At 49.0% G+C, this 16279-nt stretch carries 15 protein-coding genes and 1 pseudogene; 2 read left to right on the top strand and 14 right to left on the bottom strand.

Annotation, left to right across the window (positions count from 1 at the left end):
• Window positions 1-25: 25 nt before the first annotated feature.
• The 7 genes from MHB78_RS12470 to MHB78_RS12440 are packed head-to-tail and all read right to left on the bottom strand — an operon-like array spanning window position 26 to window position 7717.
• Window positions 26-1552, bottom strand: a complete 1527-nt coding sequence (locus MHB78_RS12470; RefSeq protein WP_046131456.1) for an acyl-CoA carboxylase subunit beta — start codon at window positions 1550-1552, stop codon at window positions 26-28.
• A gap of 22 nt (window positions 1553-1574) precedes the next feature.
• Window positions 1575-2357, bottom strand: a complete 783-nt coding sequence (locus MHB78_RS12465) for an enoyl-CoA hydratase (RefSeq protein ID WP_046131457.1) — start codon at window positions 2355-2357, stop codon at window positions 1575-1577.
• Window positions 2358-2376: 19 nt separating this feature from the next.
• The gene (locus MHB78_RS12460) at window positions 2377-3288 is read right to left on the bottom strand and encodes a hydroxymethylglutaryl-CoA lyase (protein ID WP_046131458.1); all 912 of its coding nucleotides are present in this window, start codon (window positions 3286-3288) and stop codon (window positions 2377-2379) included.
• Window positions 3289-3305: 17 nt separating this feature from the next.
• Window positions 3306-3518: an acetyl-CoA carboxylase biotin carboxyl carrier protein subunit gene (locus MHB78_RS12455; RefSeq protein WP_046131459.1), complete on the bottom strand. Its 213-nt coding sequence runs from the start codon at window positions 3516-3518 to the stop codon at window positions 3306-3308.
• A 15-nt stretch (window positions 3519-3533) separates the two neighbouring features.
• Window positions 3534-4874 (bottom strand): acetyl-CoA carboxylase biotin carboxylase subunit, encoded by a 1341-nt coding sequence (locus MHB78_RS12450; RefSeq protein ID WP_046131460.1) that lies wholly within the window; start codon window positions 4872-4874, stop codon window positions 3534-3536.
• 14 nt (window positions 4875-4888) lie between these two features.
• Entirely contained in the window at window positions 4889-6529 is a 1641-nt protein-coding gene (locus tag MHB78_RS12445) for an AMP-binding protein (protein ID WP_046131461.1), read from the bottom strand.
• 33 nt (window positions 6530-6562) lie between these two features.
• Window positions 6563-7717 (bottom strand): acyl-CoA dehydrogenase, encoded by a 1155-nt coding sequence (locus MHB78_RS12440; protein WP_046131462.1) that lies wholly within the window; start codon window positions 7715-7717, stop codon window positions 6563-6565.
• A gap of 311 nt (window positions 7718-8028) precedes the next feature.
• On the opposite strand from MHB78_RS12440, the pseudogene MHB78_RS12435 reads away from it, so the two are divergent.
• Window positions 8029-8587 (top strand): annotated as a pseudogene (locus MHB78_RS12435) (NAD(P)H-dependent oxidoreductase).
• A gap of 63 nt (window positions 8588-8650) precedes the next feature.
• Here MHB78_RS12435 and MHB78_RS12430 read toward each other — a convergent pair.
• From MHB78_RS12430 to MHB78_RS12405, 6 genes are all read right to left on the bottom strand, one after another.
• Window positions 8651-9007: a helix-turn-helix domain-containing protein gene (locus MHB78_RS12430; protein WP_046131464.1), complete on the bottom strand. Its 357-nt coding sequence runs from the start codon at window positions 9005-9007 to the stop codon at window positions 8651-8653.
• A gap of 222 nt (window positions 9008-9229) precedes the next feature.
• Window positions 9230-10501 carry a glutamate-5-semialdehyde dehydrogenase gene (locus MHB78_RS12425; RefSeq protein ID WP_046131465.1) on the bottom strand — a complete coding sequence of 424 codons (1272 nt, stop codon included), beginning with the start codon at window positions 10499-10501 and terminating at the stop codon, window positions 9230-9232.
• A gap of 25 nt (window positions 10502-10526) precedes the next feature.
• Window positions 10527-11648 carry a glutamate 5-kinase gene (gene proB / locus MHB78_RS12420; protein ID WP_046131466.1) on the bottom strand — a complete coding sequence of 374 codons (1122 nt, stop codon included), beginning with the start codon at window positions 11646-11648 and terminating at the stop codon, window positions 10527-10529.
• A gap of 23 nt (window positions 11649-11671) precedes the next feature.
• The gene (proC, locus tag MHB78_RS12415) at window positions 11672-12526 is read right to left on the bottom strand and encodes a pyrroline-5-carboxylate reductase (protein WP_046131467.1); all 855 of its coding nucleotides are present in this window, start codon (window positions 12524-12526) and stop codon (window positions 11672-11674) included.
• A gap of 276 nt (window positions 12527-12802) precedes the next feature.
• Window positions 12803-13480, bottom strand: coding sequence for a DUF421 domain-containing protein (locus MHB78_RS12410; protein WP_046131468.1), 678 nt, complete (start codon window positions 13478-13480; stop codon window positions 12803-12805).
• A gap of 302 nt (window positions 13481-13782) precedes the next feature.
• Window positions 13783-14493: a phosphoadenylyl-sulfate reductase gene (locus MHB78_RS12405; protein ID WP_046131469.1), complete on the bottom strand. Its 711-nt coding sequence runs from the start codon at window positions 14491-14493 to the stop codon at window positions 13783-13785.
• Window positions 14494-14869: 376 nt separating this feature from the next.
• Between MHB78_RS12405 and MHB78_RS12400 the strand changes: the two genes are divergently transcribed.
• Window positions 14870-15634 (top strand): phosphosulfolactate synthase, encoded by a 765-nt coding sequence (locus tag MHB78_RS12400; RefSeq protein WP_046131470.1) that lies wholly within the window; start codon window positions 14870-14872, stop codon window positions 15632-15634.
• Window positions 15635-15653: 19 nt separating this feature from the next.
• Here the strand turns inward: MHB78_RS12400 and MHB78_RS12395 are convergent, their stop codons facing one another.
• Window positions 15654-16277 (bottom strand): YitT family protein, encoded by a 624-nt coding sequence (locus tag MHB78_RS12395; RefSeq protein WP_046131471.1) that lies wholly within the window; start codon window positions 16275-16277, stop codon window positions 15654-15656.
• Between the last annotated feature and the right edge of the window lie 2 nt (window positions 16278-16279).

Here is a 16279-nt window from a genome sequence, read left to right as displayed (position 1 = left end):
CATCGTTCTCCTTTCTTCTCCTCAATCAGACAGGATAGACCGGGTGCTTCCGTTGGGTAAACGTCATATATTTTGACATGTAGGCGCTGAGCCGTTTGCCGAGTTCTTCCCGTAAAGATCCGGCAGGCACAATTCCGTCAACGATCATTTCTGAAGCCAAACGGTAAATATCGATGTCTTTTTGATACTCTTCGCGCTTTTTGGCAATGAATGCGGCCCGCTCCTCTTCAGGAAGCGCTGCTATTTTATTGGCATATACTGCATTTACCGCGGCTTCCGGACCCATGACGGCAATTTGCGCCGTCGGCATCGCAAGGCAGCAGTCAGGCTCAAAGGCCGGGCCGGCCATCGCGTATAATCCTGCACCATACGCCTTTCTGACGATGACAGATAACTTCGGAACGGTTGCTTCTGACATCGCCGAAATCATTTTCGCTCCATGCCGGATAATCCCCGCCCGCTCGACTTTTGTTCCGATCATAAATCCCGGTATGTCGGCCAGAAACAGCAGCGGGATGTTAAAGGCGTCGCATAAATTGATAAACTTTGCCGCTTTGTCTGCCGAATCGTGGAAAAGAACGCCGCCTTTCATGCGTGGCTGGTTGGCAATGATGCCGACGGGAAGTCCGTCAAGCCTTGCCAGTCCGGTGATCAGCTCGGATGCAAACCGTTTTTTTATTTCAAAAAACGAATCCTCGTCAACCACCCGGAGAATGAGATCCATCATGTCAAACGGGGAGTTTTGGTTTTGCGGAATGATGTCTTCTAAAGGTTTCTCAAATCGTTTGGCCGGCCTTGCATCGGTAACTGGCGCTTTTTCTGCGTAGTTCGCCGGAAAGTAGGACAGGTAGCGGCGCGCTGAGAGAATCGCTTCTTCTTCCGATTCGGCCAGAATATCACCGCATCCCGATACAGTGCAATGCATTCTCGCTCCGCCCATTTCTTCAAGCGTCACGTTTTCGCCGATCACCATTTCCGCCATTCGGGGCGATCCTAAATACATCGAGGCGTTTCCGTCGACCATGATGACGATATCGCAGAAGGCCGGAATGTAGGCGCCTCCTGCAGCAGAAGGCCCGAACAACAGACAGATTTGCGGAACGCGGCCGGATAATTTGACCTGGTTGTAAAAAATCCGCCCCGCTCCCCTTCTGCCGGGAAACATGTCGACTTGGTCGGTGATCCTCGCTCCGGCGGAGTCGACCAAATAAAAGAGCGGACAATGCAATTTTTCGGCCGTTTCCTGAATGCGGATGATTTTTTCGACGGTTCGGGCTCCCCACGATCCGGCTTTGACGGTCGAATCGTTAGCCATGACGCAAACGGTTTGTCCGCCGATTTTGCCGATTCCTGTGACAACTCCATCCGCAGGAAGCCCTTCAGACAGACAATTGGCGAAAAAAGCGTCCTCGACATCAAGCCCTTCGTCAAGAAGCAGCTTCAGGCGGTCCCTGACAAACATTTTGCCTTTTTTAACGTTTGCGTCATGGTATTTTTGCGCTCCGCCTTCCATGATCTTTTCGATTCGGTCATTCAGTTTTTCATTCGCCATCGGCTTTAATCCCCCGTTTCGTTTATTCTCCCGTGTATTCCGGTCTCCGTTTTTCTGCAAATGCTTTGAGCCCTTCCGTCCGGTCGTTCGTCGGAATCGTCACATCGTACGCCTGTTGCTCGATGGCAAGCCCTGTCTCGATGTCCGTCTCAAGCCCTTTATTAATGGCTAGCTTTGCCTGCCTGACGGCGACGGGACCGTTTGCCGCGATCGTTTGCGCGATGTCTTCGGTTCTTTCTTTCAGCTCTGACAATGGAACGACGTGTTCGACAAGGCCGATGTCACGGGCGGTCTGAGCGCTGATGCGGCGTCCCGTGTAGATCAGTTCTTTCGCTTTTCCCCGGCCGATTAAACGGGGAAGCCGCTGGGTCCCGCCCGCTCCGGGGATAATCGCCAGCGTCGTTTCGGGCAAGCCGGCTTCGATGTGGTCTGCGGCGACTCTAATGTCGCACGCTAAGGCGAGTTCAAGCCCGCCGCCTAAGGCGCTGCCGTTTAGAGAGGCGATGACCGGCTGAGGCAAGGCTTCTATTTCATGGATCACGCTTTGGATCAGGGATACAGCCTGTTTCGCTTCAGTGCGGTTCATTCGCGCCCGTTCCTTTAAATCAGCGCCCGCGCAAAACGTCCTGCCCCCTTTTCCCGTGATGATGACGCAGCGGATGGCCGGATCGGATTTGATATCTTTAAGAAGGCCGCGCAGCTCGCCGAGCAGTGCAAGCGACAGTGAATTTGCGGCATGCGGCCTGTTCAGCGTTAAAACGGCGATCTTGCCTTGCTGAACGGAGGATAAAATATTAGGCTCCACGATCGTCTCCCTCTTTCCTTTATGAAATAACGCCGGTTGATTTGGCAGCCTGCAAATTCCGGCTCGGCAGCTTCGTTTCCGTTTTTTCTTCGATCCATCTCGCTGCCGCAAGGAGCTTACCCAAATCAACCCCGGTCTCGATCCCCATTTGGGCGCACATATAAATGAGGTCGTCTGTTGCCGCATTTCCGGAGGAACCCGGGGCATAGGGACAGCCGCCCAATCCGCCGCACGCCCCGTCAAAGGCTGTAATCCCCATGTTCATGGCAGTCAGCATGTTGGCGAGCGCCATCCCGCGTGTATCATGAAAGTGGAGGGCGATTTTTTCTTTCGGAAAGCGTTTCAGCAGCGCTTCCAGCATGAGCTCCACCTGGACGGGATTGGCGGCGCCGATCGTGTCCCCGAGAGAAAGCTCGCAAATCTCCATGTCGAACAGCGTATCAACGATGCGGATGATTCGGTCGAGCGGAACCGTTTTCTCATAAGGACAGCCAAAGGCAACGGACAGGTAGGCCCTTGCAGTACGCTTGGCTTTGGCGGCTTCCGTTGTGACCTCTTTCAGGACGGGAAGCGTCTCATCGATTGATTTGTTGATATTTTTCATGTTGTGGGTTTCGCTTGCCGACATGAATACGGCCGCTTCGTCGATGTCCCCTTCCAGCGCCCGTTCAAGCCCTTTCGCATTCGGAACGAGCGCCGCATACGTGACGCCCGCCTTCCGTTTAATTCCTTTTGCAACCTCCAGCGCGTCGGCAAGTGAGGGAATCCATTTGGGGTGAACGAACGATGTAATTTCAATATAGGAAAGTCCTGTCTCGGAGAGCATGTCGATCCAGGCGATTTTATCTCCGGCTGAAAGCATGACCTGTTCATTTTGCAGACCGTCCCGCGGTCCGACTTCTTTGATGCGGATGTTTTGCGGAATGTTCATGTCTTTTCCCCCAAACGCTATTGAAGTTCCAATAATACTTCACCTTCATCAGCAAAATCGCCTTCGCTCATTTTGATCTCTTTTACGGTGCCGTCCGTTTCTGCAACAATCGGGATTTCCATTTTCATCGACTCTAAAATGGCGACTTCCTGTCCTTTTTCGACTGCATCGCCCGGCTTGACTAAAATCTTCCATATATTACCCGCCATATTGATGACAACTGTGTTCATAAAAGCGCCTCCTTTTTATTTCAATAGATGCTGCTGGATAAAATCGGTGTGCACCCCGCCTTTTTGAAACGCGGAAGAGCGTACGATGTCCTCAAGCAGCGGAATGTTTGTTTTGATTCCTTTTACTTTGTATTGCGAGAGCGCCCCGGTTAAGATGCGGATGGCTTCGTCCCGGTTTTTTCCTTTCACAATCATCTTCGCGATCATCGGATCGTAATACGGGGTAACCGCAGTGCCTGATGAAACAGCACACTCGTGGCGTACGTTCGGATGCTCCGGCAGTTGAAGGTCTGTAATGCGGCCCGGCGACGGAAAAAACGTTTGCGGGTCTTCCGCGTAAATTCTGACTTCGATGGCGTGGCCGTTCCGTTTAACATCTTCCTGTGAAAACGAAAGAGGGTTGCCTCTCGCGATATGAAGCTGCTCCCTGACAAGGTCGAGCCCGGTAATTTCTTCTGTAACCGGATGTTCAACCTGGAGGCGCGTATTCATTTCCAGAAAATAAAAATCATTCTTTTCATCTACTAAAAACTCGATTGTTCCAGCATTTGCATAGCCGATCGAAAGCGCTGCCTTGACGGCGGCTTCACCGAGCTTCGCCCTCATGCTTTCATCCAATAGCGGGGCCGGGGCTTCTTCGATGATCTTTTGCTGCCGCCTTTGAATCGAACAGTCCCTCTCCCAGAGGTACACGGCATTTCCGTATTCGTCTGTTAAGACTTGAATTTCGATATGGCGGGCGCGTTCGATAAACCTTTCGATATACAAGGTGCCGTCCCCGAAAAAATCGGCTGCCCTCTTTTTGTTTCCTTCATATGCTTTTTTCAAATCGTCTTCATTTCGGATGAGCTGCATTCCGATGCCGCCTCCGCCGAATGAGGCTTTCAGCATGACGGGATAGCCGATCTCCTCCGCTGTGCAGATGGCTTCTTTAAGGCCTGACAGGCTGTTTGTTGTTCCGGGCACGACCGGAACGCGAGCTTTTTCCATCGCTTTCCGCGCCTCGATTTTGTCTCCCATTTTGGCGATGACTTCCGGGGAAGGGCCGATAAACGTGATGTTCTCTTCCCTGCACCTTTCGGCAAACCGGCTGTTTTCCGAAAGCAGGCCGTATCCCGGATGGATGGCGTCCGCTCCTGCCTTCTTTGCCGTTTCGATGATTTTGTCGATATTTAAATAGCTTTCGCTGACCCGCGGTTTGCCGATCAGCCACGCTTCATCGGCGGCTTTCACATGCAAAGACTCCCTATCGGCTTCAGAGTACACGGCAGCCGTTTGGATGCCGAGCCGTTTGCATGTGCGGATGATCCTAAGTGCAATTTCCCCGCGGTTGGCGATCAGCAGTTTTTTAAACAAAAAACCTCCCCCTTTCACGACAATTTAAAAGCTTTCAGCGCCTGTTCTCTCAATCTGAATTTTTGCACCTTCCCCGACGCCGTCATCGGAAATTCATCTACGAACGCAATATAGCGGGGAATTTTATAGCGGGCGATTTTTCCTTTGCAATATTCCCGCAGCTCTTCAGCTGTTGCATGTTCTCCGCTTTTTAGCCTGACCCATGCTGACACTTCTTCACCGAACGTTTCGTCAGGCACCCCGACAACCTGGACGTCGAGAATCTTCGGGTGCCTGTATAAAAACTCTTCGATTTCTCTCGGATAAATGTTTTCGCCGCCTCTGATGATCATATCTTTTAACCGGCCCGTAATCCTGCAGTAGCCGTCATCATCCATGACAGCCAAATCGCCGGTATGGAGAAATCCGTCATCATCGATGACTGCAGCAGTTGCCTGCGGATTTTTATAATAGCCTTTCATGACATGATACCCGCGCGTGCACAGCTCTCCCTGTCTCCCCCTTTCCACCTCTTGCAATGTGTCAGGATCGATGATTTTCACTTCGATGTCCGGAAGGGCTCTGCCTACTGTTTCCACCCTGCGTTGAAGCGAATCATTGACCCTCGTCTGGGTAATGACGGGTGACGATTCTGTCTGACCATAAGCGATCGTGATCTCCGTAATCCCCATGTTATCCATGACCACTTTCATGACTTCAGTCGGACAGTTTGATCCCGCCATGATCCCCGTTCTTAAGGAAGATAGATCATACGATGCAAAATCCTCATCGTTTATCTCGGCTATAAACATCGTCGGAACGCCGTGAAGCGCGGTGCATTTCTCGGCTTGAACAGCCTGAAGCACTTCTTTCGGGCGGAATTCCTGAACGGGAACCATCGTGGCACCGGCGGCAACGCAGGCCAAATTCCCGAGCACACAGCCAAAGCAGTGAAAAAAAGGAACGGGGATGCACATCCGGTCTTGAGCCGTTAAATTCATGCATTCCGCAATATTGGCCGCATTGTTTACCAGGTTGTAATGGGTCAGCATGACTCCTTTCGGAAAACCGGTCGTGCCTGATGTGTACTGCATGTTGATTACATCGTGTTCATCAAGGCTATCCATTCTTTCTTCAAGCTCTTTTTCGCCGACCGATTCCGCTTTTTCTAACATGTCATCCCAAAGGTGCATGCCTGGATGCCTCGCGTTCCCGAGAACGATAATATGTTTTAAAAAAGGCAGTCTGCCAGATGCGAGTCTTCCGGGCTCTGAATCTTTTAATTCAGGAAGCAGTTCGTAAAGAATATCAATATAAGAGGTGTCCCGGTAAGACTCCATTAAAATAAGCGTCGTCGCATCCGATTGTTTGAGCACATATTCGATCTCTGCTGATTGATAATTCGTATTGACTGTGACAAGCACGGCCCCGATTTTTGCGGCGGCAAATTGTGCGGTCAGCCATTCCGGTGTATTCGAAGCCCAGATCGCAATGTGTTCGCCTTTTTGAATGCCGAGAGCCATCAGTCCTTTTGCAGTATGCCGGCACAACCTGTCAAATTCCAGATACGTATAGCGGAGGCCGCGGTCGGGATAGACGACGGCTTCGTGTTCAGGCGCATTTTCCGCCGTTTTCTCCAACAGCTTACCGATCGTCAAATGAATCCGCTCTGCCAATCGATTCCCTCCCCTCCAGTAAGCGTTTTCACTTTAGGCGTTTTTTTGCATGCCGAGCTGTCTGGCGATGACCAGCCGCTGAATCTCTGATGTTCCTTCACCGATTTCCATCAGTTTTGCATCCCGCAGCATGCGCTCCACACCGTACTCTCTCATATAGCCGTATCCGCCGTGGATTTGAATCGCCTGATTGCACACCCTCATCGCCATTTCTGAAGCAAACAGCTTGGCGAAAGCGGCCTCTTTCGTAAACGGACGGCCTTGATCTTTCAGCCACGCAGCCTTCAGCACCATGTTGCGGGCGAGCTCGATTTCCAGCGCCATATCTGCAAGCTTGAACTGAATCGCCTGAAAGGAAGAAAGCGGCCGCCCGAATTGCTTTCGATCGTTGACATATCCCATTGAGGCGTCAAATGCGCCTTGGGCGATTCCGACTGCAAGAGCGCCGATCGAAATCCTTCCTCCGTCAAGCGTTGTGAGGAATTGTTTAAAACCTTTCTCAGGACTGCCCAGCAGGTTTTCCTTCGGAACGCGGACATTTTCTAATATAAGCTGTGACGTATTGGAGCCGCGCACGCCCATTTTGTCGTATTCGCTTTTAATGGTGAGCCCTTCTGTGTCCGTCGGGACAATAATGGCTGAAATGATATTCTTCCCGTTTTTATCTTTGCCTGTCACCGCTGTGACGATGACTGTGCGGGCATATCCCGCATTTGTAATCCAGCATTTTTCGCCGTTGATCACATAGTCGCTGCCGTCCTCGCGCGCTCTTGTCTGTGTGCCTCCGGCATCAGAGCCGGCATTTGGCTCTGTCAGCCCGAACGCTCCAAGCGCTTTGCCTGAGGCAAGCGGTACAAGATATGTTTTCTTTTGTTTCTCCGTGCCGAAGTAATAGATCGGCGAAGCGCCGAGCGACACGGCCGCCGCATAGCTGAGCCCAGTGCTGCCGCAAGCCCTGCCGATTTCTTCGACAGCGAGTGCGTATGAAATCGTATCCCCTCCCGATCCGCCGTATTGTTCCGGAAACGGAATCCCGAAAAGGCCGAGCTCCCCCATTTTCTTGAAGGTTTTAAGCGGGAATTCCCCCGTTTTGTCAACGTGTTCAGCATTCGGCGCAATTTCCTGTTTTGCAAAGTCTCTGACAAGTTCGCGAACCATTTTCTGTTCTCTGGTCAATTCAAAATCCATCAGATGCCCCCCTTTTTTGGATCGTCAAAATCCTTGAACAGCAAAACTTTGTTAACATTATATTAAAAAAGTGCGTCCTTCATGCCAGCTGTTTTCGGACAAGCAAGATTGTCCCTTGAACATTGAGCTTAAAGCCCATTGTACAGGCAATGACTGCTCCTTGATATAAAAGATTCGCGTGGGAACAGGTGCAGCTGGAACCGCTTGATACTTACCTCTATGAAAGTACCTGTACTAAAAGTGCATACTTACACAGTTTCAGTTTGCATTTTATACTCAGGATGAAATCATCCTTTTAGGAGGGAAAGTCTTTGAAAACTCTTATTATCGTTACACACGCAAACATAGAAACATCAGTCATTAATAAGCGCTGGGTAAACGAACTCCAAAAATATCCGGAAAAGTATACAGTCCGAATTGTACAAGGTTTACCCGGATGGAAACATAGACGTGGAAACAGAACAAAAATTGGTTGAATCTCATGGCAACCTTGTTCTGCAGTTCCCTATACATTGGTTTAATTGTCCGCCTCTTCTTAAAAAATGGCTTGATGATGTTTTGGCTTATGGATGGGCTTACGGTTCAAATGGAGGGGATAAATTCAAGAATCGAAAAGTTGCTCTAGGGGTAACTGCCGGAATCAAAAAAGAAGATTATCGTGAAACCGGGAGGTACCGGTATACACTTGGACAAATATTGGTTCCGTTTGAAACGACATTCCTGTATTGCAATGCAGATTATCGTTCGTTCTTTGCATTTTACGGCAAAGAAAATAGTCCAGGCGGAAACGAAGAAGAAGAAAATGAACCGGGTGCAAGCGAATTGGACAAAAGCGCGCAAGATTATTTAGCTTTTATTGACAATCTATAAAAAGTAAACAAGAGGTGTTTCCTTGTTCAGGAAATGCTTCTTTTGGTTTACATAAAAGAAGCACTAAAGATCCGGCTGCCTGTTTTTCTCTCCCCAATCGCACATCATATTCAACAAAGGAACAAGAGAAAGACCGCGTTCAGATAATGAATACTCAACCCTCGGAGGTATTTGGGGAAATTCCTTCCGTATGATAAGGCCGTCTGCCTCCAGCTCTTTTAACATGATGCTCAGCGTTTTGAAGGAAATGGTGCCTATGCTTCGCTTCAGCTCATTATGGCGCATCATCTTATTTTCAGACAGCCAATAAAGAATGATCATTTTATATTTGCCGCTTATTAAGGACAACGTATACCCAAAGCCGGTGCCCTTGAGGTTCACGCCGGTCGGAACACACGTTTTTCCGGTTTCGATTCTCATAACATACACTCTCCTTCGAAAAAACTTCATACATCATTATCTAATCTGAATGAAAGGGTGTAAAGAAAGACCGCTTTTCATCGCGGCTGCTTCCGTAAAAATGAAGTTTGAAGTGCACCTGGCGCTTCCCGCAATCGTTTAATTTGGGAATTTAGCCAGAAGAAAACTGCACCGCCGATTGTTAGATCGGGATGCAGTTCAAATACGCGGGGGCTTCTTCGTTTATGTTCTGATATGGCCGTTGCCTGTCATGATATATTTGAATGTCGTCAGGTCTTTCAGCCCCATCGGGCCGCGGGCATGGAGCTTTTGCGTCGAAATTCCGATTTCAGCGCCGAAGCCGAGGGCTCCGCCGTCAGTGAAGCGGGTCGATGCATTGTGGTACAGCGCCGCGGCATCCACGGCGCCGAAAAAGGCTTTTGCCGTTTCCGGGTTTTCCGTCACGATCGCTTCTGAATGCTTTGTCCCGTATGTCTCAATATGATCGCAGGCTTCATCAAATGTACTTACGACTTTGACAGCGAGATCAAGACTTAAATATTCGTCTCGCCAATCGGCTTCACCGGCGGGTTTGGCGTCCGGTATGAACCGGACGGCTTTTTCGTCCCCGTGAACCCGGATGCCGTGTTCGCTGAAGGCTGTGATCAGCGCATTGCTGTTTTCCTTAAGCCATTTTTCATGAACGATCAATGTTTCGAGTGCATTGCATACAGCCGGCCGGTCTGTTTTCGCATTGATAAGAATGCTGACGGCTTTTGCCGTGTCGGCTTCCCGATCGATATAAAGGTGGCAGTTGCCGACGCCTGTTTCAAGAACCGGAACCGTTGCGTGTTCCAGCGTATCCCGAATTAAAGCGCCGCCTCCCCGGGGAATGAGCACATCGATATGTTCTTTCATCTTAAAAAGCTCTTTTGCGGCGCTCCGGTCCGTGCTCTCGATAAATTGAACGGCATCCTGAGGAATGGCTGTAGAAGCGAGGGTTTCATGCATAACAGAGACGATCGCTTTATTCGAATGGATCGCAGATGAGCCGCCTTTTAAAATGACAGCATTTCCAGATTTGAGAGCAAGGCCCGCCGCATCGACGGTAACGTTGGGCCTTGCCTCGTAGATCATGCCGATGACGCCTAAAGGAACGCGGATTTTCTCCGCTTTTAATCCGTTCTCAAGCAGCCGGCTGGACAGCGTTTCGCCTACGGGATCTTCCAGTTCCGCCACCTCTCTTAGACTTTTCGCAAAGTCCGCCACTCTGTCTTCATCGAGTGACAGCCGGTCGATGTATGCCGCATCATAGCCTTTCTTTTGTCCGGCATCCGTATCCTTCTTATTCTCAACAAGGATCAGATCCATGTTTTTCTCGAGATTCCCGGCTAATGCGTACAGCGCGTCATTTTTTTCTGTTTCCGTGATCACTCTCATGCGTTTTGCCGCTTTCTTTGCTTTGATCGCTTGTTTTTCGATGCGTGATGCAGCGCCTTCATTAATTGCAGCCATGGTCGGGTTCCTCCTTTTCTCATCCTTAAAGCGGAACGGATAGTTCCAAATGGCAGACAAATGCTTCTCTGTCTACGACAGCCTGTGAGGCAGCGGCTGATTCCTCATTTTTCTCCTTCTTCCATTTACGAAGCTGGGATGAAGAAAAGTTGACGACGCCGAGGCCGATTTCTTCCCTTTCCTGGTCAAGGATGCGGACGACGGAGCCGTTATTGAAACGGCCGTTTATTTCGTAAATACTAGAAGGATACAGGCTTTTCTTTCGGTCGATGATCGATTCTTTGCTTTCATTGCTGACGATGATGTCTCCTTCTGGGCCCGAGTTAAAAGCGATCCATTGCTTTTTATGATTGAGGATGCGCGAATCTGCGTTCGGCTTAAAATATGTCCCCCGTGCGGTTCCTTTGAGGGCTTCATGCAGAATATCAGGGCAACCGGCGCTCCCCAAAAACCCTTTTATACCTGAAGCCATTGTGATCTTAAATGCGTCCAGCTTTGACTTCATACCGCCCGTTCCGACATCGCTTCCGGCATCACCGGCCGACGCTTCGATCCCCGGAGTGATTTCATGCACTTCTTTTATGAGGCCGGCATCCGGCGTGTTGCGAGGATTTGCATCATACAGTCCATCAATATCTGACAAAATCGTCAGCAAATCTGCGTCTATCAGTCCGGCGACTTTCGCTGAGAGCGTATCGTTGTCACCGAATTTGAGCCGGTTTACGGTGACTGTGTCATTTTCGTTGATGATCGGGATGATTCCCCGCTTCAATAGGACGTTCATTGTGTTTCTTACATTGTTGTAGCGATGTTCATCAGAGAAATCGCCTCTTGTGATTAAAATTTGCGAGGCGATGTAGCCGTGCGATAAAAAGAGCTTGGAATAGGCTTCTATTAACAATCCTTGGCCGACAGATGCAGACGCCTGCTTTTCGGAGAGAGACACCGGCCTGTTCATCAATCCGAGCTTCCGGTATCCGGCTGCGACTGCTCCCGATGAGACGAGAAGCACTTCATGTCCTTCATCTTTCAGGCGGACGATCTGTTCAACGAGCTTTTCAAGTTTTTTGCTGCTGATTTCGCCGTGAAGGCTTGTTAATGAACTGCTCCCCACTTTGACAACTACCCTCATTTGCTGAGAGGTCATTTTATCACTCCTATAATGGATCCCTATTTTGCTGCGGCGAACTGTTTCAATTCCTGACTGATCGTTTTCGAGCGTTTGGCTGCATGCCTGATCGCCTGCTCGATCGCTTCGCCGCCTCCGTTTTCCTCCAAAGCCTTCAATCCGGCGGCGGTCGTTCCGTTAGGAGAGGTGATGTTGTCTTTGAGAACAGCGGTATCCAGTGGGCTTTCCAACAGCATTTTTGCTGCGCCCAAAAGCGTCTGCGCCCCGATCTCTCTCGTTAATTTGCCGCTTAAACCGGCCTCTGCACCTGCTTTTTCGATATGTTCCATTAAATAATAAAAGTAGGCGGGCCCGCTTCCGGCGATTCCTGTGAAAATGTCCATTTTGCTTTCCTCAATGCAATAGACTTCTCCCATGCATTGCAGCAATTGTTTTGCGGTTTTTGAATGATCGGCAGTCGCTGCCCTTCCTACGGACATCGCGGTTGCCGAGGCGCCGACCGCACTTGACGTATTCGGCATCATTCTGATGACAGGCTGCTTGTCGTACAGCGCTTCTTCAATAAATGAAATCGGAATGCCAGCTAAAACTGACAATATGAGCTGATGGGGTTGAATATGCGGTTTTATGGAATGAAGAGCAGCTTCGGCATCCTTCGGCTTCATCGCCAAAATGAAGCAGTCAATTTTTCCGTAATCGAGCTCTTCTTTTTTGATGCCTTTTATTCCATATTTGTTCTGGAGTTCTTTTAAACGGCGGTGATTCGTATGATTGGTCACATAGATTTGGCCGGCGGGCAGCTTTTTTGACTGGATGATGCCTGAAATCATCCCTTCTGCCATGGAACCGGCACCGATAAAAGCTACGTTTTTTTGCTCAATATTGATCTTTAACATCTCCCTTTGTTCGCATTTTGTTCGTATTTTCCGAACACGGTTAGTATATTAACACGTTAGATATTTATGTCAAGTTTACGCGTTTTGACTGGACGGCAAGCAAATATGCGGAACACGCAAAAATCGTTCTTTCGCTAGTCGCCGATTTTGTCCGTTTGAAGGCCTTTCATCTCAGACAGCGGAAAACCGCGAGTCTTTCTGCACGGTGCAAAAGAATCAATTTATTAAGAAAAAACCGCGGATCTGATCGCTTCTTAGGTCCGCGGTTTTCCTTGCTCAATATTCGGTAATGTAGAGCTTTTCCTCATCGCCCCGCCATTCTGCGTATAACACGTCGCTGTAATTTTGAATGTTGCGGCTCGATAATTGCTGCTTGAGCCAGCTTTTATCAAACCCGGCCTCTTTCAGGTTTTCCTCTTTCAGCTGGCCGTCAAGGATGAACGCAATCGGAAGCAGAACGGATTGGTGCGGGATGTTTAAATCCGATTTTGTCGGCGTCTCATATTTATGTTTCCGAAGAACGCTGATCGAGCCGTCTGTTTCCAATATCGCATATTCGATTTCATGAAGGGAAAAACAGCCTTTTTCACGCGCTAATGTTTGCAGCTGGTTTAAATCGAGTTTGTTTTTTTTCAAGGCGCTGTAATTGATTTTTCCCTTATCGATAATGATATTCGGCTGTCCTTCGAGGAAGCCTCTCATGCTTTGTGCTTTTTGCGATAGAATCTCGATCGAATAGATGAGGATCCCCCACACCATGATGGCAAAGAGAACTTTCGAAATGGTGACGTCATCGTCAAAAATCGCGTTCCCCACCATCTCACCGAGTATAAGAGCGGAAATGAAATCGAACGGGGTGATTTGGGCGAATTGGGTTTTCCCCAGTATTTTCGTCATGATAAATAAAGCGGCAAATCCGATGATCAGTTCAACCGCCAAGTGTAAATAATCCATCAAGGTTCCCTCCCGACTCTCTCTTCATTGTTAACAATCGGGTTGGGGTTTAAACCCGGCGCGTTTGATCATCTGGCATAAAGAATGTGAAAAAAAGCTGATCTGCTTTTTGAGCGGTAAGCTTTTCCGCAATCATTATTCTTTTCAAAAGGAGATGACGATGTCTGCCGATTCGTAGAACGGCCGATTATCAGCTTTGACGCGCGTATTTTGCATGTTCGATCAATTTCAGAGGACAGCGCCTTTATTTAGCCGTCCCCTGGTCCGGCCCTGCTTGACAGCCGCAAACAGCGCCATTGTTCCTACCGGGACTGGTGCAGCCCGCATTCTGTTTTATCGAGATGGGCCCATCTCCCCGCTCTTATATCATCTCCCTCTGTCACAGGAAGTGTGCATACTTCGCATCCGATGCTCGGATAATGCTCGTCATGCAGCTTGTGGTATGTCAGATGATTGAGTTTGATGTAGCTCCACACATCGTCCCAGGTCCAGTGAATAAGGGGACAAATTTTAATCAGTTTGAACTTGTCATCCTTGTTGATGTAGCGGACGTGCCGCCTCGTTTCCGACTGTTCCCGCCTCAGTCCGGTAATCCAGGCATCCGCGCCTGAGAGGTGCTTTTTTAACGGCTCGATTTTGCGGAGGGCGCAGCACATATCGGGCTGACGCTTCCAAAGCTCGCCGCCGTACCTGTCCTCCTGCTCCTCAAGCGTGATATCCGGCTTCAAGAAGCTGATCACAAGGCCCGGATACTTGTCTTTAATCCTCTTGATCAGATCATAGGTTTCCTGAAAATGAAGGCCTGTATCTAAAAAAACGATATTTGCGTCTTTTTTTATTTTCGATATCAAATCGATTAAAACGACTCCCTCGGCTCCAAAGCTGCACGCATAAACGATGTTGTCATACGTGCGGTACGCCCATTTCAAAACATCCATATCACCGCAAAAGCGATCCATGACCTCTTTTGCGGCGTCTTCATTCCATGTGTGATATGTTAAAACGCCGTTCATCTATTCTCCCCCACTTTTCCAGCTTAAGACACATAGGCAGATTATTCAGTTCCTAAAGCAAATGTGCCAGGAAGAAAAACTTCGGCCCATTCCTGTCCATCTTGACGTCTTCATGAAGTATGGAACCTTATAAAAGGAGGGCGAATATAATGCTTTGACTTCGCAAATGGGGAAATACCCATCCTAAAACATATGACCAGTCCTGATTTTTTAACACGCTGCCTACAAGGGGGTGGAAAACGAGATCGCTCCTTGCCGGATAAGCAAAACATCTCCGCTTGAAAAGATGCAAAACCTGTATCCGCACCTTTTTTCGAGACGCTTTAAACATACAGCGGCAAATCCATGAAAGTCAAAGATTGTGAGGGGTAATAGCATGATTTCATCTGAATTGAAACTGCCCGAGAGGCAGCTTAAACCGAGAACAAACGGGATCACCATCCTGATTGATAACGGAGTTCCCGAAAACTTGTTTAAAGACACCATCAGCGGGGCGGCCGACTATATAGATTTTGTGAAATTCGGCTGGGGGACGTCACTGATCACGAAACGCCTTGAAGAGAAGATCGATTGCCTAAAGCAGCATGACGTGCAATATTTTTTCGGGGGAACCTTATTTGAAAAGTTTTTAAGTCAGGATAAGATTGAAGATTATTACCGCTATTGCAAACGGTACGGCTGTAAGTATGTCGAAATATCCAACGGGACGATTCGCCTGTCCAATAGAGAAAAAGCGAGCTTTATCTCCGATTTTTCAAAGGAATTCCGCGTTTTCAGCGAGGTAGGCTCGAAGAACTGCGCGATCAGCAATGAACAGCAGTCATCAGAATGGATCGATTATATTCTTGAAGATCTTGAAGCGGGGGCCGGGAAGGTCATCACAGAAACAAGAGAAGGCGGAACGAGCGGTTTATGCAAAAGCGACGGAGAAATGCGCTCCCAGCTGATTGAAGAAATCCTTGCGTCCGGAGTGCACCCGGACAATCTGATTTTTGAGGCGCCGACAAAAAAATTACAGACGTGTTTTATCGGAAAAATCGGTCCAAATGTGAATTTGGCAAACATTTCGTTTCAAGATGCGATTCCGTTGGAAACGCTGAGGCTTGGACTTCGTTCAGATACATTTTATTTATTCGAATAGGTTCGCCCCTGGGGCGGGTCTATTTTTTGTTGCGATAGCCTGCAATGGGCATAAAAAGCGGGCGCAGGCGAATCTGATAGATCGCATCGATGATCTTTGTTGAAATCCATTGGCAGACGAGCGCTTGAATGACGATCCCCCAGGCGATAACCGATGCTGTCAGCAGAAAGATGAAGGCGTTCATCAAAAACAAAGCGGTTCCCGGCTTTCCCCCGCGGTATATAGAAATCATCAAAGCCAGGGCGCCGAATCCCCCGTTTGAAATGTTGTATTTATATAAAATGCCGACGCCGGTTCCTAACAGAACAGCACCGTAAAATAAATCCAGCCAAATGTTACTGGTCGTCATCGCAGGAAAAAGAGATTCAAAGATCTGCACCGACACGGACGTCATCGTAATCGATGCCATCGTTCCGACGACCGTTACCGGTTCAAGCCATTTGACGGCTGTCAGGAGCAGAGAAAAGTTGACGGCCCAAACCGTTAAACCGTGCGGGACCTGAAACCAAAAATTGAGCAAAACGGCTATTCCCGCCGCCCCTCCCGACGGAATGTGGTTTGGAAACAAAAACATTGCCATGCCCAGCCCCTGCAGAACGCTGCCCAAAAAAATAGCTTGTGCGATTTTAAATTTTCTTCCCATAC

It is taken from the genome of Bacillus sp. FSL K6-0138 (assembly GCF_037982765.1).
In the GTDB taxonomy this organism is placed as follows: domain Bacteria; phylum Bacillota; class Bacilli; order Bacillales; family Bacillaceae; genus Bacillus; species Bacillus glycinifermentans.
This window is presented reverse-complemented; position numbering and strand designations above follow the sequence as displayed.